Raw genomic sequence first — 19,225 nt, 5'->3', positions numbered from 1 at the left:
AAAATGCGCGAAAACCGCGAGGAAGGGGCGACAGTTCAGACGACAAAAAAGGAATTGCCCCATTACGGGGCACAGGATCATTTCAGGTCAGGCTAAGCAGCCGTCGAAACAGCTCAGACCGCGCTCTTTCTGCTACAAATCGAGAACCAGGTTTGAAGTCGGGCGGCTGCAGCACATTAACCGCATACCCTTCTCGATTTCGCGCGGGCGAATGCCGCCATAGTGTTTCATGTCCACGGCACCTTCGAGCACTTTCGTCTTGCAGGTCCCGCATATGCCCTGGCTGCATGACGACGGCAAGGGCACGCCGGCCTTGCGCGCTGCGGCGAGCACGGTTTGCGAGGCGTCCATGGTGAACGAGCGGCCCGAGCGCGCCAGTTGCACCGTAAAGCCGGATTGAGCGGCCGGATCGGCAACCGGCTCCTGAGTGCACTCCACCGTCTGCGCGAAGTTGAAGCTTTCCTGGTGGTAGCGCGAGGGGTCGTGGCCACCCTCCGCGAGCATCTTTCTGGAAGCTTCCATATAACCGGCGGGGCCGCAGACAAACACCTCGCGGTCATGGTAGTCCGGCACATGGTCGATCAGCAGATCGAGACTGAGACGCCCCACAGGACCCGACCAGGCCGGCTCGCCCCCGTGCGCCTCGCACACGTGGACGACCCGCAGCTTGTCCGAGAGCGCGCACAAATGCGCAAGCTCGTGGCGGAAGATAATGTCCTCCGGTGTTCGCGCGCTATGAATGAACACGATGTCGCGGTTCAGTCCCAGGTCGAGCGCGGCTCGCGTCATCGACATCAACGGCGTGACACCCGACCCCGCAGAAAGATAAAGACTCCTGGCAGCCGGCCCCGAAGCAGGCGTGAATACGCCAGACGGCCCGAACGCCTTCAATTCGACGCCCTCTCTCATGTTCTCGTGCAGCCAGTTCGACATGACGCCGCCCGGTACCCGCTTGACCGTGATGGAAAGCGTATAGGGCCGTGTAGGCGGCGAAGAGATCGTGTAGCAACGGCTGACCTCCTTGCCGTCGATCTCGGCGGACACGGTAATGAATTGCCCCGGCTCGAAGCTGAAAAGCCGGCCATCCTGTGTGCCGAACACGAACGTGCGCACGTCATGGGTCTCGGCTGACACACGCGCGCACGCGAGCGTGCGTCGCTCGTGACTCGGCCACTGCGAGTCTGCGCGCTCCCACGTGCTCGCACTGCAAAAGCGATCGGCCATTTGCCCGCCCCGCGCGATGAAACAGGTATCTGCTGCTACGCTCATGGCGACCTCAAATTCCGTGGGCCTTCAGCTTCGCGTCGTACCAGCGCGAAAACTGGTCCAACGCTGCCTCGGTAAAGTTCGAGAAAGGCCCCGGAATATAGGCAGGATCCTGCGTTCCGGCATGCGTGTTCCCTACGAGCTCGGCGTCCTGGGTCGTCGTTGCGACCCACACTTCGGTGAGCCTTTTCAGGTCGTAGTCCACGCCTTCAACCGCGTCGGCGTGGACTAACCAGACCGTGCGCACGAGCGTCTTGTCGGGCGCAAGCGGCAAGCCATAGGCAATCACGGCATGGTCGCTCATCACGTGCGTCCACGAATGATGGCCCCACATGTGCACGTCGCCGAGATCGCGCCGTTGCACCTCACCGAGCAGCTTCGTGCAGGCGACTTTCGTGTCGAGCGTCTGCGATTCGTTTGCGCCCGAGATGACGAGGCGCTGAGTCCGGAAATTGGTATCCACGCTTTCGTCGAGCGCTTCGACCGTGCCGCAAACATAGCCGGCCTTTTCCCAGTTCTCCTGGCATGCCGAATTGCGCTTCAGGTAACCGTCATAGGCCTGCAGCGATTCGTCGCTCTGGCCGTCCGGGCAAAAGCCGAAGTCCTCCGCAAGAAACGAGTTCGTCAATTCCGGATGCGTGCCCGCACAGTGATAGCACTCGCGGTTGTTTTCCATGACGAGCTTCCAGTTGCCGTTTTCCACGATCTCCATTTCATGGGCGATCTTCGTGCGCGTGAGGTCGTACGGCGCGAAGCGCGGCGTCATGACCGCTTCGAGCTTTTCGAAGTCGGCGGGTGGCACGTCGGCGAGGCAAACGAAAACATGCGCGCCGACCGTCTTCACATGGACCGGAATCAGGCTGTGACAGCCTGAGTCGAAGTCCTTGCCCATGTGCGTCGAATGCATGAGGCTCCCGTCGAGATCGTACGTCCACTGATGGTACGGACACACGAGCCTACCCACGCTCGCCTTGCCCGCCTTCTTCATGATGCGCGAGCCGCGATGGCGGCACACGTTGCGATAAGCACGTACGTTCTCGTCGTCGTCGCGCACGATGATGATCGACGCCCGGCCGATATCCACCGTGTGAACATCGCCCGGCTCCGGCACGTCGGCCGTCACGCCAACCAGAATCCACAGCTTGTGAAAGAACACCTCGACATCCGTTTCGAAGACGTCCTGCCGCCCGAACAATTCACCGGGCATGCCGTGCCCTTTCTTGCGGCTATTGAGTAGTTCACGGTGCGTTTGAACTTGAACCTCGGACATGGTGAGCCTCATGATGAGCGCGCTTCGTAGCGCGTGGGACGCTGGTATGGCGTGAAGTATTGGACCGCCGAATTCCACCGTCAACGCGCTTTATAAGCTGCTTCACATTCATTTAAATCATGCGAAAATGCGCCCGGAACGAGGTGCCCGCAATGCGCCTCGCGGGCCGTTTGGCACGAATTGTCAGACCAGGATTACCCGTCGACAGATGTGAGAGCGGATGAAAACCACCAAAGCTACGAAAGGCTATCGCCGCATCGTTCCCTCGCTGACCGCCCTTGTCGAGTTCGAAGCCGTAGCGCGGCTCGGGAGCTTCACCTATGCGGCAAGCGAACTGGGCGTCACGCAGTCCGCCGTGAGCAGACAGGTCAAGTTCCTCGAAGCAACACTGGGCGTGCCGCTCTTTCACCGGCTGCACCGTTCGATCGATCTGACGAGCGAAGGCGAAGCGCTCTACCGGGTCGTCGCGGAGTCCATGCAAAAGATCGCAGGCGTGTTCGATCGGCTGGTGAGCGGAACCGAGCAAAGAGAACTGGTGCTGGCATCGACCGCCGCATTTTCGCAATTGCGGCTCTTGCCTCGGCTCGCAAAGCTGAAGAATCTCGATCCCCCGTTGCAGCTGCGGTTGTCGACCGAGATGTTTACGGCCGACCTTCGGCATGTCGAGGTCGACGTCGCCGTGCGCTATGGTGACGGCAACTGGCCGGACGGGACCTCGACCTTGCTGTTCGATGCAGAAGTCTTTCCGGTTTGCTCGCCGCAGTTTCTTCAGGAGTACGGCATGCCCCGCTCGCTCGACGAACTGGCGAAGATGGCGCTCGTGGAGTCGGATGCAACGTCCGAAGGATGGATGGTGTGGAGCGAATGGTTTCGCGCCGTCGGGTATCGGCCCACGCGTTTGAATACGGTGCTGCGGTGCAGCCTCTACACCGACGCGATTCAGGCAGTGCGCTATGGACAGGGCATTACACTGGGCTGGAACCGCCTCGTCGACGATCTGCTTCGTTCCGGAGAGCTGGTCCGCATCGACGTCGCAACATTGCGCCCCAGCGATGCCTGGTTCGTCGTGGTGCCTCACGGCCGGACCATCACGCCGGTCATCATGCAGCTCATTGAGTGGCTGCGAGGCGACCCGGCGCCGCGCTGACCTTGTAAGCACTATCGATAGATTACAGGAGCCCCCGTGTATCAGCGACATGAGAACCTCGAGCAATTCATTCGCATCGCCCGAACGCTGTTTCAGTCAGCAGCGTTGCCGGAAGCGGGCCGCCAGTTGGCCGTGAAAGTATTCGAGCGCCTTGAACAGCCGTCCGACGACGGCAGGTGCAACAGCACACGCTATCCCGCGTGTGCCCTCCTCGACTCCGCGCTCGCGCCGCTGCTTGACGACACCACTGGACTCGGCGACGCGGCTCGCGCGATCAAGCTGCTCGAACCCGCTATGGGTTGGCAGCGGCGCACTTCCGGATCGAATGGCAGCGAAGACTATGTCGAGAAACACGTGCACGGCATGATTTGCGGCCCGAGTGGCATGGAGAGCCGTTACGACGTCCAGCTAGGCTTTTCGCTGCTCGCGCCTCACACGCGATACCCCGATCATCGGCATCCCCCTGAAGAAGCCTATGTGCTGCTCAGCGCGGGGGAATTCCGCCAACGAGAAGGAGACTGGTTCGATCCGGGCATCGGCGGCGGCCTGCACAACACACCCAACAGCCTGCACGCCATGCGTTCGGGGGCCACCCCGCTCTTTGCGCTGTGGTGTCTTCTGGTGTAAGCGGTATAAGCGCGTATCGGCTATCGGCCGGGCAATCAAAGACTCAGCAGCCCGCGATACAAACCGTAGCCGGCCACGGCGGCGGCAACGAGCACGGCTGCAAAGACGACTTTCTCCAGATGAGTAAACACTGGCTGTCCGGCTTCGCGCCTCGCCTTGGCGAACAAGATGACGCTCGGCGCATAAAGCAGCGACGAAAGCAGAAGGTATTTCACGCCGCCTGCATACAGCAGCCAGGCCGCGTACAGCACGGAAACCGCGGCAATCAACAAATCCCTGCGGCGGTCCTTGTTTGACAGCTCGTAGGTCTCGCCACGAATGGCGAGCAGTAACGCATAGATCGCCGACCAGAAGTAAGGCACGAGAATCATCGAGGTCGCGAGATAGATCAGCGAGAGGTACGTGCCTTTCGACACCAGCGTAATGAGCAAAAACACCTGCACCATGCCGTTGGTGAGCCATAACGCGTTTGCCGGCACCTGGCTCGCGTTTTCCTTGCGCAGGAACGCAGGCATCGTGCGGTCCCGCGCGGCCGAGAACAAAATCTCCGCGCACAGCATGACCCACGACAGCAACGCGCCGGCCAGCGAAATGGCCAGCCCCACGCTCACCAGCACCACGCCCCAATGTCCGATAACGTGTTCGAGCACGCCTGCCATCGACGGATTCTTCAGTCCCGCGAGTTGACGCTGGTTCATGATGCCGAGTGCCAGCACGTTGACGAGCACCAGCACAAGAAGAACGATGAAAAAGCCGATGACGGTCGCCTTGCCAACGCTCTTGCGGTCCGCCGCGCGCGCCGAGAAAACGGTCGCCCCTTCTATGCCGACGAACACCCACACCGTGACGAGCATCATGTTGCGGACCTGATCCAGCACGCTGCCCAGTGACGGATTCGTGCTCGCCCAGATATCTGCCGAAAAGACATCCAGCCTGAACGCAAGCAGGCAAATGAGAATGAACAGAACGAGCGGAACGATCTTCGCAATCGTCGTGATCTGATTGATGAAACTCGCTTCCTTGATGCCGCGCAGCACCAGAAAATGCACGCTCCACAGCAGCACTGAAGAGCAGGCGATAGCGGGCAGCGTATTGCCCTCGCCGAATACGGGGAAAAAATACCCGAGCGTACTGAAGAGCAGCACGTAGTAGCCAACGTTGCCAAGCCACGCGCTGATCCAGTAGCCCCAGGCCGAGGCGAAGCCCATGTAATTGCCGAATCCGGCCTTGGCGTAAGCGTAGACGCCGCCGTCGAGATTCGGCTTGCGGTTGGCGAGTGTCTGGAACACGAGCGCGAGCGCCAGCATGCCGAAGGCGGTAATGACCCAGCCAATCAGAACGGCGCCCACCCCTGCGGAAGCGGCCATATTCTGCGGCAACGAAAATATGCCGCCGCCGATCATCGACCCCACGACGAGGGCAACAAGCGCGCCCAGCCGCAGCCCGTTTGAGTCCCTGTGTTCCCCAGCGGCATCGAATCCGTGGGCAGCGTCGCTCATATCCGCTCCGTCTTCGCAGTATCAGGTCGGGGCATGCGGCTCCATTGCGAACTCATTGTTGGCACGAACGCAGGCAATTGCAAGGAAAACGCAGTGCCGCACGAAGCTACCGGACACGTCGCGCAATGCGCGGCGCATCTCCCGCAGTGCGATATGATCGCGCTTTACTATGCCGGGAATCCCTCTATGCAAGTGCTGGTCGACGCTGACGCCTGCCCCGCCGTCATCAAGGACATGCTGTTTCGGGCCGCGCGGCGTGCCGAAGTCCAGGTAACGCTGGTTGCAAACCAATATCTGCGCACACCGCCGTCGCCCTTCATCAAGTCGGTTCAGGTGCCGGCGGGATTCGACGCGGCCGATGCCCGCATTGTCGAACTGGTCGAGCCGGGCGACCTCGTGATCACGGCGGACATACCGCTTGCCGCCGCCGTGCTCGACAAAAGCGCACAGGCACTCGATCCGCGCGGCAACTGGTTCACACGCGAAAATATTCAGGAACGGCTGACGATGCGCGACGTGATGGATCAACTGCGCAATGCAGGCATTGAAACGGGCGGTCCGGCGCCGTTCAGCGCGCGTGATAGCAAGACGTTCGCCGGGCAGCTCGATCGATTCCTCGCACGGCATAGCCCGCCGCCGCGCAAACCTGCGTGAGCGCGTAGCGCACGTGGACGTTTGAGATCATCGCATCACGATTTCCCAAAGCTCGTGGCCTCGCACAGGCGAATCGCGCGCGATTAGAGCCGAAATATTCCCCGCGCGCATGTAACCCCTGCAACGCACAGGGTCTTTCGCAGGATGATTTGACGCCAAAAATGGGGCGCCGGAGCGGCGAAGCCTACGCTTTCCTTACCGCAGCCGATTCGGCGCGCGCCTCGGTGCAGCCTGACTTTGCCGCCGATCGCACAGGCCGGCCGCGATGCGTATTGGGCAGACACGATAGTTTGGAATCCTGACCGGATGCGTTTCGCGCTTGCCATTGGGCGGCGACTTTCCTATGATCCTCAAACGCGAATCACTCTCATTCGCACCGGAACACCACCCGCCCGCGCAAACGGTTGCGCGGTTGCGTCTCGTGAGCTTTCTCGCCGTATTCGTCCTTCGATGAGGTAACTCGACATGGTCCTTTCCGCACCAGGTGAAAGTTCAATCATGAGTACAACTAATATCCAGCCGGGTCCGTCCTCGCGCGTGCTCGACTTCGTGGCGATCGGCCTCGGGCCGTTCAACCTGAGCCTCGCCTGCCTGGCCGACCCGATCCGCGATCTGCGCGGCCTGTTCCTCGAACGCAACGAGGATTTCGACTGGCATCCGGGCATGCTGATCGACGACACCACGCTGCAAAACCCGTTTCTCGCCGACCTCGTGAGTCTCGCCGACCCCAAAAGCAAGTTCAGTTTTCTCAACTACTGCAAGCAGGAAGGCAAGCTCTATGCGTATTACATTCGCGAGCGCTTTTATCTGAGCCGCGCCGAATATAACCGTTACTGCAAATGGGCCATCAGCCAGCTTTCGAGCATCGCGTTCGGCTCGAGTGTGGAGCACGTTGAATACGATGCCCAGCACGGCTACTACGTGGTGAGCGGGCGGCACACTCGCACCGGGCAGCCGTTCACGCATCGCGCGTTGCGTCTCGTGATCGGCGTGGGCTCGGTGCCGCAATTGCCGCCGTGCTGCGGCGAGCTGCACGAGCGCTGCATCCATAGCGCACATTACGTCACGCGCAAAACCGAGTTGCAGCAAAAGCGTTCGATCGCCGTGATCGGCAGCGGCCAGAGCGCCGCCGAGATCTTCTACGACCTGCTCAAGGAGAGCGACGAGCACGACTACTCGCTCACGTGGATCACACGCTCGCCACGCTTCTTCCAGATGGAGAACACGAAGCTTACGCTGGAAATGATCTCGCCCGACTACATCGACTACTTCTACAACCTGCCGGTCGGTGTGCGCGAAAACATCATCGCCAAGCAGGACAGTCTCTACAAAGGCGTCAACGCCTCGCTCATCAACCAGATCTACGACCTGCTCGACGACCGGCGCAGCCGCGGCAGCAACAGCGCGCGCCTCATCACCAATTCCGAGCTGAGCGCGTGCCACTACGACCGCGTAGACGACCGCTTTCACCTGCGCTTCGTCCAGCGCGACGAGGGTGTGCAATACACGCATGTCACCGACGGTGCGATCTTCGCGACCGGCTATGGGCAAAATGTGCCCGGCTTCATCGACGGCATTCGCGCCCGCATTCGCTGGGACGACAAAGGGCGCTACCGCCTCTCGCGCAACTATGCGATCGACGTGAGCGGGCGCGAGATCTTCGTGCAAAACGCGGGGCTCTACAGCCACGGGCTGACCAACCCCGACCTTGGCATGAGCTGCTATCGCAACTCCTGCATTCTTCGCGAGCTAACCGGTGTCGAACACTACAAGATCGAGCGGCGCATCGCGCTGCAGGACTTCTCGGTGCCCGACACGGAAGCGTTCGTGAAAGTGCCGCTGGAGGCGCAATGAAGCTGCGCAGCACGATCATCCTGATGACGACCTTTGCCGTTATCAGCGACGCAATCCTGATTCCGTTCTACCCGCAATTCTTCGCGGCGCGCTATGGCGTGACGAGCCCAGTGCACGCGGGCGCTTACGTGGCGTTCATCTCGATCGTCGTGATGCTCACGCTGCCGCTCTGGGCGCGCATTGCGAAACGGCTCGACGCCATGCATCTGCTCGTCTACACGCAATGTGCCGCGGGCGTGCTCTCGGTGGCCAGCTATTTCGCGCCCACGGTGGCGCTCTTCTGGGTGCTCTCGCTTGCCATGTTCATGTGCAAAAGCAGCTATCTGCTGATGTACCCGTACATGATGCGGCTCGAAGCGAAAGAATCGCACGCGCATACCATCGGCGTGCTTTCCGTGGTCGTACATTTCGGCGCGATTGCGGGTGCAGTGGCGGGCGGCTTCGTCATGCAGGTCTGGGACGCGCATCACTGCATCTTCGCGATGGCCGCAGGCGACTTCGTGCAGATGGCGATCTGCCTTGCGCTGATCCGCACGCATGGCATTGCGCGGCGCTGCCGGTTTGCCGGCGAATCCGCTGATGCCCAGTCAAAGCCGGGCCTGCGTGCGCGCATGCCGATCCTGCGCCTCGCCCTGCTCATGCTCGCCTTCGACTTCTGTGTCTATCTCATCCGCCCGTTCATGGCGTCGTACTGGCAGGCGGTCACCCATGCACCCGGCGAGCTGGTTCCGGGGCTCGTGTTCGCCATTCCCGGCATGGTTGCGCTCGTTGCGCTGCGCCTGAACAGGCGGCTCGCCGCGCAGGGCAAGCGCGTGCCCGACCACATGCTCGCGAACCTGCTGCTCTGCACCGCCGGCATGCTGCTGCAAGGCGTGGAAGCGCCGCTGTGGATCGTCGTGGGCCGCGTGATGTTCGGCTGGGCACTGTTCCAGATCGTCGTGAAGCTCGACGTGACGATGTTCGCACTGAGCACGCCCGCCTCCTATGCCGCCGACTACAGCGTCATCAACTTCTTCCAGAACCTTGGTGTGCTGCTGGCCTCGTTCGCGGCCGGCGCCATTGTCGATGAAGCCGGCTTGCGCGCACCGTTCTTCGTGGCCTCCGCAGGCCTCGTTGTCACGGCGCTCGCGAGCGTCTGGCTGCTCGCCCGGCCACGCACCCAAGGCGCCGCCCTCTCCAACCCGATTGCCGAAACAGGAGTCACCGCTCGTGCGAACTGAAATCGTTGCCGACGAAGTCGCGTTGCGTCATGTCGCGGCTGCACGCATCGCCAGGCCAGAGGCCTTTCATATCCGGGCGCTCGACGCGCAACGCGACGCGCCCACGCTGCACCGCTGGTTCGTCGAAGAACGCGCGGCATTCTGGAACATGCGCGACAAGAGCGTGGCGGACGTGGCCGCGTTCTATCAGGCTATCGAGGACTCGGGGCACGCACGCGCCTGGCTCGGGCTGCACGATGGCGCGCCCGCCTTCCTGTTCGAAAGCTACGACCCGGCGCACGAAGAGATTGGCGGTCACTACGACGTGCGTACGGGCGATCTCGGCATGCACCTGTTCGTCGGGCCCGCCGCCATACGCAGATCCGGTTATACGCGCCACGTGTTCGAAACGCTCATGGCGTTTCTGTTCGAACGCCTTCACGCCCAACGCGTCGTTGTCGAGCCCGATGCGCGCAACGCACGCATCCACGCCCTGAATCGTGCGATGGGCTTCGTCTACACGAAGGACGTCGCGTTCCGCGAAAAGATCGCCTCGCTCGCGTTTTGCACGCGCGCTGATTTTTACGCAGCCATTATGCAGGATCACTAAATTCAATAAGGACATCGCATCATGAATCACGTCGCAGCTCAGGCTTCCATGCAGCACATTCTCCTCACGCCCCACGAGGCCGCCGCCCACCTCACCCCCGAAGTCTGGCAGCGTGCAAACCGCATGCTGGTGCGCAAGGCCATGGCCGAGTATGCGCACGAGTTGATCGTCGAGCCGCAGCGCGTAGGCGACGCCCCCGGCGAGCACTACGCCCGCTATGCGCTCGAATCCGACGACGGCACGCGCGTCTACACGTTCGACGCGCGCCTGCTCGCGCTGCGCCACTGGAGCATTCGCGCCGAAACGATCGTGTGTTCGCAGGACGGCACGCCTCAACCGCTCGACGCGCTCGCCTTCATTCTCGACGTGAAAGCGCGGCTTGGCATCAAAGAGGAAATGCTGCCCATCTACCTTGATGAAATCAGCAGCACGCTGTATGGCGCGGCCTACAAAGCCGAGAAGGATGGCCCGAACACGCCCGATCTCCTGAACGCCGACTTCCAGGTGATCGAAACCGCCATGAGCGAGGGCCATCCGGGCTTCGTCGCCAATAACGGCCGGCTCGGCTTCGACGCAGGCGACTATCGCGCGTTCGCTCCCGAGGCAGGCTCGCCGGTCCAGGTCGTCTGGCTCGCCGTGCACAAAGAGAACGCCGCGTTCCACAGCGCCGCCGACCTCGATTACGAACAGCTGATGGAAGAAGAACTGGGCACGGAAACCATCGCGCGCTTTCGCGCGACGGTCGAAGCGCGCGGCGTGGACTTCGCCGACTATCGGCTGATGCCGGCGCACCCGTGGCAGTGGTTCAACAAGCTTTCGATCGCGTTCGCAAGCTATGTCGCGACCCATCGCATCATTTGCCTCGGCTACGGCGACGACCGTTATTCGGCCCAGCAGTCGATCCGCACGTTTTTCAATCTCTCGGATCGTTCGAAGCGCTATGTGAAAACGTCACTCTCGATTCTCAACATGGGCTTCATGCGCGGCCTCTCGCCGTACTACATGTCGGGCACGCCCGCCATCAACGACTACATCAAGGGCCTGGTGGCGCGCGACCCGTATCTGCAGGACCAAGGGTTCACTATCCTGCGGGAAGTCGCATCCATCGGCTTTCGAAATCGTTATTACGAAGCGGCCGTGCAGGCGGATAGCCCCTACAAGAAGATGTTCTCGGCGCTCTGGCGCGAGAATCCGCTGAACCTCGCCGGAGAAAGCCAGCGGCTCATGACCATGGCCGCGCTGCTGCATACGGACCGCCACGGCGTGGCGCTGCTGCCCGCGCTGATCGAGGCTTCGGGGCTCTCGGCGCAGGCGTGGCTCGAGCGATATATGGAGGCGTATCTCGCGCCGCTCGTTCACTGCTTCTACGCGCACGATCTCGTGTTCATGCCGCACGGCGAAAATCTCATCCTCGTGCTCGAAAACCATGTGCCCGTGCGCGCGATCATGAAGGACATCGCCGAAGAGTCGGCTATCCTCAACAAGGACGCGCAGCTGCCGGAAAACGTCAAGCGCCTCGCCGTGGACGTGCCCGAACGCGTCAAGCTGCTCGCGATCTTCATCGACGTGTTCGACGGCTTTTTCCGCTATGTGAACCAGGTACTCGTCGAGCACGGTTGCTGCACGGAAGATGTGTTCTGGGACACGGTGGCGCGCTGCGTCGCGCGCTATCAGGAAGCGCACCCGCAACTGGCAGGGAAATACGCCGAATACGACCTCTTCGCGCCCGAGTTCCTCCACTCGTGCCTGAACCGTCTGCAACTGGGCAACAACCTGCAGATGGTCAATCTCGCCGATCCCGCGGGCAACCTGAAGATGGCGGGCAATCTGCGCAATCCGCTCGCGGGCAGGCGTGGCGCGCTGCAAAGCGCCGCACAGCTCAACGGCATGAGCGCCGAAGCGGTCGCGGCGTAAGCATGGTGGCGAACCGCGCGCTCGACGACATGCTGCATCGCGCCGCGCGGCTCGTGCCGGGGTTGCAGGGCGTGGTGGCAACGCGCCCTGCAGAGGCGATCGTGCATACGCGCCCGGCGTCGGGCGGCATCGAGTCTAATCGCACCGCCCTCGAAGCGATGCTTGACTACTGGTCGGGCACCTACCCCGAGGCGGGCCGCCCTTACTGGTCGTCGCGCTGCTGGGGCATTCTGATCTGGCAACCGCTCTATTTGAGCGTGATCGGCGTGCATGCTTCGGGCGTGTCGCTGTCACTGCGAGACATTGCGCAGCCCATCGCCGACGGCTGGACCGGCGCGGTCCACATCCGCGATCACGAACCGGCGCAAGGCGACACGCATGCGTTGATCGCTCACGCCGCGCGCGAAATCGTCTCGTGCTGCGAGCAGATGCACGACGAACTGATGCCGGTGATCCGTCTGAACCCCGCATCGGTGCGCGGCACGCAAGCCGACGTCGTGCTCGCCGCGCTCCTTGCGGCACGCAAGGCCCAGCCCGAATGGAGCGACGCGCAAGTCGAGAGGCATGGGCGGCAGTGGCTCGCGGCGCTCGGTCTGGAGGGTCACTCAGGCTATTTCCCGTTCTCGCGCACGAACGGCGCGCGTGCACTCGCGCTCGAGCGCCGCACCTGCTGCTACCACTACCGCCGCCGCGACGGCGAACTCTGCAGCACCTGTCCGCGGCTGGACAAGCATGAACGCATCGTGCGCCTGAATGCGCAACACGAAACAGGATAAAACCGACCGATGAACGATATCAGTGACCTCGCGCATCTCGCGCTGCCGCCCGATACCGAGGCGGCACACGACCAGTTGCCCGCGAGCGCCTATTTCGACGAGGGGCTGTTCGAGCGCGAGATGGCGCGTATCTTCGCGCATTCGGCGCTATATGTGGGCCACGAACAGTCGGTGCCCGAGCGCGGCGACTGGCGGCACCTGCCGCAGGACGAAGGCGGCCGCGTGCTGGTGCGCGGTGAGCACGGCGTGCAATTGCTTTCGAATGTGTGCCGCCATCGGCAGGCGCTCATGCTGGGCGGGATGGCCGGCAATGTCAGCACCCCTGCTCAAGGCAATCTGGCCGCGAGCGGCGGCAACATCGTGTGTCCCTTGCATCGCTGGACCTACGCCCCTGGCGGCGAGCTGATCGGCGCACCCGAATTCGAGCGCAAACCGTGCCGTAATCTCGAACGCTTCGAACTCCGAAATTGTCATGGGCTGCTCTATGAGGGTCCACGCGAGCCCGCGCGCGACATGGCGCGCGTATTTGCGCGCCCGGAGTTCGACTTCTCCGGCTACGTGCTCGATCATATCGAAACGCATACCTGCCGGTACAACTGGAAGACCTTTATCGAAGTGTATCTGGAGGATTATCACGTTGCGCCGTTCCACCCTGGGCTCGGGCGCTTCGTGACCTGCGACACGCTCGACTGGGATTTCGCCGATACGTACAGCATGCAGCGCGTGGGCGTGCACGCCGCGCTCGCGCAGCCGGGTTCCGAGATCTATCGCGCGTGGCACGACAGGCTGCTCGAGTATCGCGGCGGCGCGGCGCCCGAGTTCGGCGCCATCTGGCTCGCGTATTTCCCCACTCAGATGATCGAGCTTTACCCGCACGTGCTCGTGGTCTCGACGCTCTATCCGAAGGGCCCGCAGGAAACGCTCAACGTGGTGGAGTTTTACTACCCCGAGGAGATCGCGGCCTTCGAGCGCGAATTCATCGAGGCGCAGCGCGCCGCGTATCTGGAAACGATGATCGAGGACGACGAGATCGCCGAGCGCATGGACGCAGGACGTCTGCGGCTGAATCGGCGCGGCATCAGCGACGCCGGGCCGTATCAGTCGCCGCTTGAGGACGGCATGCGGCATTTCCATGCGTGGTACCGGCGCGCCCTCGCGGGACCGCTCGCGTGAGCCATTCGAGACCGCACAAGGGAGGCGGTTGCGCGCCGGCACGGCCAATGACTCGCTGGCCCCCGCCTTGCTCGCCGCGTCAGGCGTCAGCCGTTTCGCTCAAGCTCGGATAATCCGTATAGCCTTGCGCTGCGCCCCCGAAGAAGCCGTTGCGATCCGCCGCGTTCATCGCCGCGTTGCGCTGCAGGCGGGTCACGAAATCCGGATTCGCCAGCACCATCTGGCCGTAGGACTCCAGATCCGCGAGCCCACTGGCTACATCGGCGCCGATCTGCTCGCGCGGGCGGCCAGCCCGGTTCACGATCAACGTGCCCTTCCACAGCTTGCGAATGTCCGCCAGCAACGCTTCGTCGCCCTGATGCGCGATGTGCAGATAAGCGAGACCCAGCTTGTCGAGTTCGGCGACCAGATAGCGGTTGAGATCGGGGCCCTGCGGGCCTTCGTCGATGCCCCACAGGGTCGTGCCAGGCGAGAGCCGGATAGCCGTGCGGTCCGCGCCGATTTCCGCGGCAATGGCGGCCACGACCTCGAGCGCAAAACGGGCCCGGTTTTCAATCGAGCCGCCGTATTCGTCGGTGCGCGTATTGGCGCTCGGCGCGAAGAACTGCTGAACCAGATAAGCGTTCGCACCGTGGATTTCGACGCCGTCGGCGCCGGCGTCGACTGCGCGGCGGGCCGCAGCGCGGAAGTCCTGCACCGTCTGGCGGATTTCCACGGTGCTCAGGGCACGCGGTACAGGAATGTCCTGCATGCCGCTCGCCGTGAACATGGCCGTGCCCGGCGCGATTGCCGAAGGCGCGACGCCCACGCGATGATGCCGCGTATTGTCGGGATGCGACATGCGGCCGGCGTGCATCAACTGAATGAAGAGATGGCCGCCTCGCGCATGGACAGCCGAGGTGACCTTTTTCCACCCGGCTGTATGGGCGTCGTGATAAATGCCAGGGGTGGTGAGGTAGCCCTGCCCGTCTTCCGAAGGCTGTGTGCCTTCACTCACGATCAATCCAACGCTCGCGCGCTGTGCGTAATACTCGGCAGCCAGTTCGCCGGGCGTGCCGTCGGCCTGCGCGCGCGAACGCGTCATGGGCGCCATGACCAGGCGGTTTGACAGCGTGTAGCGCCCAACGCGCACGGAATCGAAAAGCTTGCTCATGATGATCACCTCGACTGGTTTGGATGCGAGCATCATCGCCTGCTTCACGATTGGGATAAATATGGTAATTTGGATTACATTGATCCACAAATGGAGCACTCAGGGTGGAGCTACTGAACGACATGGCCTTGTTCGTGGAGGTCGTCAAAGCCAAGGGGTTTCGCAGTGCCGCCGAGGCGACGGGCATGCCGAACTCCACGCTCTCGCGCCGCATCAGCGGCCTGGAAAAAGCCATCGGCCTGCGCCTCTTGCACCGCACGACGCGCAAGATCGAATTGACCGAAGCGGGCCAGGTCTACTTCGAGCGCTGCAAGCGCATTGTCGATGAAGCCCGCCTCGCGCACGAGCACCTGGGCGACATGGTCGCGCAGCCCAGCGGCGTGCTGCGGGCCTCGTTTCCGGTCGATTTCGCCGTCACCTACCTCGCACCCTTGATCGCCGAATTCGCCGCTCTGTACCCCGCCATCACGTTCGATTTCGAACTGAATCCGCGGCGTGTCGATCTGGTGAGCGACCCGTTCGACGTGGCAATCCGCATGGGGGAGTCCGAAAGCTCGCAACTCGTTGCGCGTCTGCTGGCGTCGCTCACGCCTTACCTGTATGCCTCGCCGGGCTATCTCGAACGCGCGGGCGAACCAGTCAAACCGCTTGATCTGGAGCAGCACGAATGCCTGGGAATCCTGAAGACAGGCACGTGGACCTTGCATGACGCAAAGCGCACGGCCACGGTTGCAGTGGGTGGACGGTTCACGCTCAACAGCGTCGGGATGATCCGCCGCCTTGCCACCCTCGATATGGGCATCGTGCTGTTGCCGGAGGAAATCGTCGCAGACGAAGTGGCCAGTGGGACGTTGCGGCGGATTTTGCCGCAGTGGCATGGCGCGCCCACGCCGGTCTACGCGATGACGGAAACGCGTCTGCTGCCCGCGAAGACGCAGCGCTTCATCGAGTTTCTCCGGGAGCGGCTGGCGCGTTAGCAAGCTGCACAGGAGCTATGACGCAGGCCGAGCGGGCCCGCAATGCCTCTGAAACATCCGCGAGCGGCGGTGAGGCCGCTCGCAGATGCGTGGCAGATACGGCGCTACGCGTTAGAACGCGACGTAGGCCGACGTTGCGACGCCTGAATTGCCGTCGGTGTTCGGATCGTAGTTGACGTACACCGTGCGGCCATAGAAGAACGGCATGCCGAAGTCGAAGCTCACGCCCGTCATGATCCCGCCGACGTTCGAGTAGGCGAAGCCACCGTCCAGGAACAGGTTCAGCGCATTGGCGATGCTAAGCGCAGGCGAAACAGTGGTGCCGTTGAACCCGGTGACGCTAGGCGTGCGCGAGACCGTCGTCGTGGGGCAGTAGAAGCCGATCGCGCGCGTGCACAACGTCGGCGTCAACGAGCTGTCGGGGAAGAACAGCCCGTTCGAGCCTGTATCGAAGAATGCCCCTGTTACGCTCGTACCGCTCAGCGAAGCACTTTGCACGTTGCCATAGTGGTCGGTTGTGAGCTTCTGAATGCCGGAAGTCGGCAACGCGTTGTTCGATTGCGTGCCAATGCCGAAGGTCAGGAACCCCATCGCGTTCGTCGATCCCGACGACGTTACCGCCGGCATGTTCAAGATCACGCCGGTGTTGTCGGTAGTGAACATCCGGACCGGATTCGTCACTTGCTGCCCGACCGCTACCGCCAGGTCCGTGCAGCTCGTCGAACTGCCCGACCCCGTGCAGCCGTAGTAGACGCCGTTCGGCGTCGTCGCGCAACCGCTGCCGCAGTCGTACTTCGCCGGGCCGATGCCGAGAATGCCGTGAGCGGCGATTGACGACGACGTGTCGTTGAGCGAGCCGACCGAGCAGCCGTTGTTCGTGCCGCCCGCTGCCGACTGCGGCAGGTCGCCCATCACGTGGATGGGCACGCTCGTCGCTGTTTCACCGCCGATCGTGACATCCGCCGTGCGAACGGAGCCCCAGGCGTTGCCGTCGGCGAAACCGAAGCACTCGGCAACGGATTTGCCGCTCGCCGTCTCGACGGGCAACGCGCTCTGCATGTTGCTGTTCAGCGCATCCAACGGGATCCGCAATCCCCACGACCCCGTATCGACCTGGACGTTGTCGATCGTTTGGCAAGTGCTCGTGCCGTGTTCGCAGATCGTGACGCTGACCGTCGGAATGTTCGGCGCGTTTTTCACGCCCGCCGCCACCGTCACCGCGACCTGGTTGGTCGCCAGCGTCGCGGGCAAGCTCGATACCGGCGTGCCCGCAGTGAGGACCGCGGTGCCATTGGTGCTCCCCGTGCCGCCGGTGCTCCCGCCGCTGCCGGTCGACGTGTTCGAAGAGGCATTGCTCGATCCGCCACCGCCGCCACACCCCGCGACGAGCGCGACAAACGCCGCCAAGCCGAATGCCGCCAGCATTCGGGCAGTTTTACCATTGATACTCAACATGGTTCGCCTCGTTCTCGTTCGTTATTGGATGTCGGTGGCGCTCACGCCAGCCGGCAACGATTGCGGCAGGTAGGCCTGCCCCGAGAACGCACCCGGATGGCCGCCCGAATGGACGACCAGACCCGGAAGCTCGATACTCAGCGGACCACGGCCCGGATTGGCCGTGCGCTGCGCGACGCGCGCGCCGTCATAGTCCGTGAAGTACGTACCGAGCAGCGCGGAGAGGTTCGGCATGATCGGCCCGCTCCAGGCGATGCCAAATACCGTTCCCGCCGCCGAGATGTACTCACGCACGACCGTGCCGGTGGCGAACGTGGTTTGCGTCACCGTGTACGAGGCGGCGCTCGCGGTGCTGGCCACGCCCGATGCCGCATGGACGACGGCCGGATTGAACGAACTGGAGACAGCCCCCGCCGGTGCTGGCGTGGGCGTGCCGCCGAGTGCCGCAGCGGCAGGCGCCGCCGCACTCAGCGCGGCGCAGCTGAACGCCGCGCAAAGCGCGGCGCGCATGATCTGATTCGACATCAGGAGAGAACCTTTTTATGGTTGGTTTTATCGCGCTCTTCGGCGCAGGTTTGCCGTTGCCATTCTTGCGAACGTCAACGGTGAAAAACGGACTTCACTTCACGCGAAGTACCCCGGGGACAAACGGGAAGGCCACGCGGTCCATGCGGTCCGCCGCACGGTGTATTGATTTGTCTTCTTTCCAGATCGCACTCAGCGACTTTCAATCATTGAGCTTTTGTTTGGCGAGGCGATTCGCGCCGCGAGTGTCCTGACCGTTATCTTCGATCTGATACACGCGCGTACGCACCGCGGGAAGCTCGGGGGGCTGCTGGGTGATTCCCCATGCACTCAACAAGCCCTCGAACGATGCGCCGGCCGGCGACGTCCGTGGCTCCGGCAGAGGCACGCCGGTCGACCGGTAGCGCGCCGATCCCCGCGCACTCGCGCCGGTATTGATGCGCTCGGCGGCGCCGTTGCGCATGGCGTAGCGAACGACATCGGAGGCTTCGCGCGAACTCATCAAGCCCGACGCGGTCATTTCGCTGACCGACGCGCTTTCGCGCTGCGCGAGCCAATGCAGCAGCGTGAGCGCACTAGCGTGAACCTTCATTACTGGCCTCTCCCGTCTTTGTCTTGTCGTTGTCCCCGGCGCAGATCACGCGACGCGCTGGACGGATTTCGCAGTGTCTGCCATGCCATACCCTTATCCACCCGCTGGAGTCGTGGCCGTGCCATCGGGCTTGATTGCCGCGGCGAAACTGAACAGCGCTGTGGGGAGCGCGCTCGCCAGGAGGGAGAACGGCGCGCGCAGGCGCGTGCTGCACGCGTAGACAGGCCATCGGCTTTGCATTCGTTTCGATCCCCGCTGGCGCGGGCGGACGCGGTAACCCCGAAAGCGGCTGGCACGCCGCTTGTTTGCATTCGTATTTATCTGCTCATCCGAGGGTATCGGCAACCTTCAGATGAATCTTTAGTGCAATTACTGAATTTATGCCGGCCACCTTTTTGTAATAAAAATGAAGGCATTCGATATTCAGTTGATTAAGTCAAGTGCGCGCTGAGCGCGCCTCGTCACGACCGACGCGGCCGCTCGGGCTAGTGCTGGATGATGCAAAACACATAAACGACCGGCTGGCGGGTCGAG

General features: G+C 62.6%; 17 protein-coding genes. 10 read left to right on the top strand and 7 right to left on the bottom strand.

What is annotated here, in order from left to right:
- Positions 1-132: 132 nt before the first annotated feature.
- Together U5A65_RS33785 and U5A65_RS33780 are read right to left on the bottom strand one after the other, a co-directional pair.
- On the bottom strand, positions 133-1,224 hold the full coding sequence (locus tag U5A65_RS33785) for a 2Fe-2S iron-sulfur cluster-binding protein (RefSeq protein ID WP_415766109.1): 1,092 nt from the start codon (positions 1,222-1,224) through the stop codon (positions 133-135).
- Positions 1,225-1,276: 52 nt separating this feature from the next.
- Positions 1,277-2,536 (bottom strand): aromatic ring-hydroxylating dioxygenase subunit alpha, encoded by a 1,260-nt coding sequence (locus U5A65_RS33780; RefSeq protein WP_321913498.1) that lies wholly within the window; start codon positions 2,534-2,536, stop codon positions 1,277-1,279.
- Between the two features lie 220 nt (positions 2,537-2,756).
- On the opposite strand from U5A65_RS33780, the gene U5A65_RS33775 reads away from it, so the two are divergent.
- Both U5A65_RS33775 and U5A65_RS33770 read left to right on the top strand, forming a co-directional pair.
- Positions 2,757-3,683: a LysR substrate-binding domain-containing protein gene (locus U5A65_RS33775; protein ID WP_321949017.1), complete on the top strand. Its 927-nt coding sequence runs from the start codon at positions 2,757-2,759 to the stop codon at positions 3,681-3,683.
- A 36-nt stretch (positions 3,684-3,719) separates the two neighbouring features.
- On the top strand, positions 3,720-4,310 hold the full coding sequence (locus U5A65_RS33770) for a dimethylsulfonioproprionate lyase family protein (protein ID WP_321913500.1): 591 nt from the start codon (positions 3,720-3,722) through the stop codon (positions 4,308-4,310).
- A 35-nt stretch (positions 4,311-4,345) separates the two neighbouring features.
- On the opposite strand, the gene arcD is transcribed toward U5A65_RS33770, so the two are convergent.
- Positions 4,346-5,809: an arginine-ornithine antiporter gene (gene arcD / locus U5A65_RS33765; RefSeq protein WP_321913501.1), complete on the bottom strand. Its 1,464-nt coding sequence runs from the start codon at positions 5,807-5,809 to the stop codon at positions 4,346-4,348.
- Positions 5,810-5,995: 186 nt separating this feature from the next.
- Between arcD and U5A65_RS33760 the strand changes: the two genes are divergently transcribed.
- From U5A65_RS33760 to U5A65_RS33730, 7 genes are all read left to right on the top strand, one after another.
- A complete protein-coding gene (locus U5A65_RS33760) occupies positions 5,996-6,463 on the top strand; it encodes a YaiI/YqxD family protein (RefSeq protein ID WP_321937930.1) in 468 nt (155 codons plus the stop codon).
- Between the two features lie 498 nt (positions 6,464-6,961).
- Positions 6,962-8,317 (top strand): lysine N(6)-hydroxylase/L-ornithine N(5)-oxygenase family protein, encoded by a 1,356-nt coding sequence (locus tag U5A65_RS33755; protein ID WP_321949016.1) that lies wholly within the window; start codon positions 6,962-6,964, stop codon positions 8,315-8,317.
- Positions 8,314-9,537: an MFS transporter gene (locus U5A65_RS33750; protein ID WP_321949015.1), complete on the top strand. Its 1,224-nt coding sequence runs from the start codon at positions 8,314-8,316 to the stop codon at positions 9,535-9,537. Before U5A65_RS33755 ends, U5A65_RS33750 begins: the two co-directional genes overlap by 4 nt.
- Positions 9,527-10,126, top strand: a complete 600-nt coding sequence (locus tag U5A65_RS33745; protein ID WP_321949014.1) for a GNAT family N-acetyltransferase — start codon at positions 9,527-9,529, stop codon at positions 10,124-10,126. The genes U5A65_RS33750 and U5A65_RS33745 overlap by 11 nt, the downstream gene beginning before the upstream one ends.
- A 21-nt stretch (positions 10,127-10,147) precedes the next feature.
- Positions 10,148-12,040 carry an IucA/IucC family protein gene (locus tag U5A65_RS33740; RefSeq protein ID WP_415766091.1) on the top strand — a complete coding sequence of 631 codons (1,893 nt, stop codon included), beginning with the start codon at positions 10,148-10,150 and terminating at the stop codon, positions 12,038-12,040.
- Between the two features lie 2 nt (positions 12,041-12,042).
- On the top strand, positions 12,043-12,816 hold the full coding sequence (locus tag U5A65_RS33735; protein WP_321949013.1) for a siderophore ferric iron reductase: 774 nt from the start codon (positions 12,043-12,045) through the stop codon (positions 12,814-12,816).
- A gap of 9 nt (positions 12,817-12,825) precedes the next feature.
- Positions 12,826-13,989, top strand: a complete 1,164-nt coding sequence (locus U5A65_RS33730; protein WP_321949012.1) for an aromatic ring-hydroxylating dioxygenase subunit alpha — start codon at positions 12,826-12,828, stop codon at positions 13,987-13,989.
- Positions 13,990-14,068: 79 nt separating this feature from the next.
- Here U5A65_RS33730 and U5A65_RS33725 read toward each other — a convergent pair whose 3' ends face one another.
- Positions 14,069-15,142: an alkene reductase gene (locus U5A65_RS33725; protein WP_321949011.1), complete on the bottom strand. Its 1,074-nt coding sequence runs from the start codon at positions 15,140-15,142 to the stop codon at positions 14,069-14,071.
- Between the two features lie 104 nt (positions 15,143-15,246).
- On the opposite strand from U5A65_RS33725, the gene U5A65_RS33720 reads away from it, so the two are divergent.
- Positions 15,247-16,119, top strand: coding sequence for a LysR family transcriptional regulator (locus tag U5A65_RS33720; protein ID WP_321913612.1), 873 nt, complete (start codon positions 15,247-15,249; stop codon positions 16,117-16,119).
- A 111-nt stretch (positions 16,120-16,230) separates the two neighbouring features.
- Here U5A65_RS33720 and U5A65_RS33715 read toward each other — a convergent pair whose 3' ends face one another.
- The 3 genes from U5A65_RS33715 to U5A65_RS33705 all read right to left on the bottom strand — a co-directional run bounded on the left by U5A65_RS33715 (position 16,231) and on the right by U5A65_RS33705 (position 18,691).
- Positions 16,231-17,574 carry a DUF3443 family protein gene (locus U5A65_RS33715; protein WP_321949010.1) on the bottom strand — a complete coding sequence of 448 codons (1,344 nt, stop codon included), beginning with the start codon at positions 17,572-17,574 and terminating at the stop codon, positions 16,231-16,233.
- A gap of 21 nt (positions 17,575-17,595) precedes the next feature.
- Complete coding sequence (locus U5A65_RS33710; protein WP_321913661.1) at positions 17,596-18,102, bottom strand: DUF2844 domain-containing protein; 507 nt, start codon at positions 18,100-18,102, stop codon at positions 17,596-17,598.
- Positions 18,103-18,301: 199 nt separating this feature from the next.
- Positions 18,302-18,691: a hypothetical protein gene (locus U5A65_RS33705; protein ID WP_321913614.1), complete on the bottom strand. Its 390-nt coding sequence runs from the start codon at positions 18,689-18,691 to the stop codon at positions 18,302-18,304.
- Between the last annotated feature and the right edge of the window lie 534 nt (positions 18,692-19,225).

The sequence above is a fragment of the Paraburkholderia sp. J10-1 genome, from assembly GCF_905220165.1.
Taxonomy (GTDB): domain Bacteria; phylum Pseudomonadota; class Gammaproteobacteria; order Burkholderiales; family Burkholderiaceae; genus Paraburkholderia.
The sequence above is the reverse complement of the archived record's forward strand: the minus strand, read 5'-3'. Positions and strand labels throughout refer to the sequence as shown.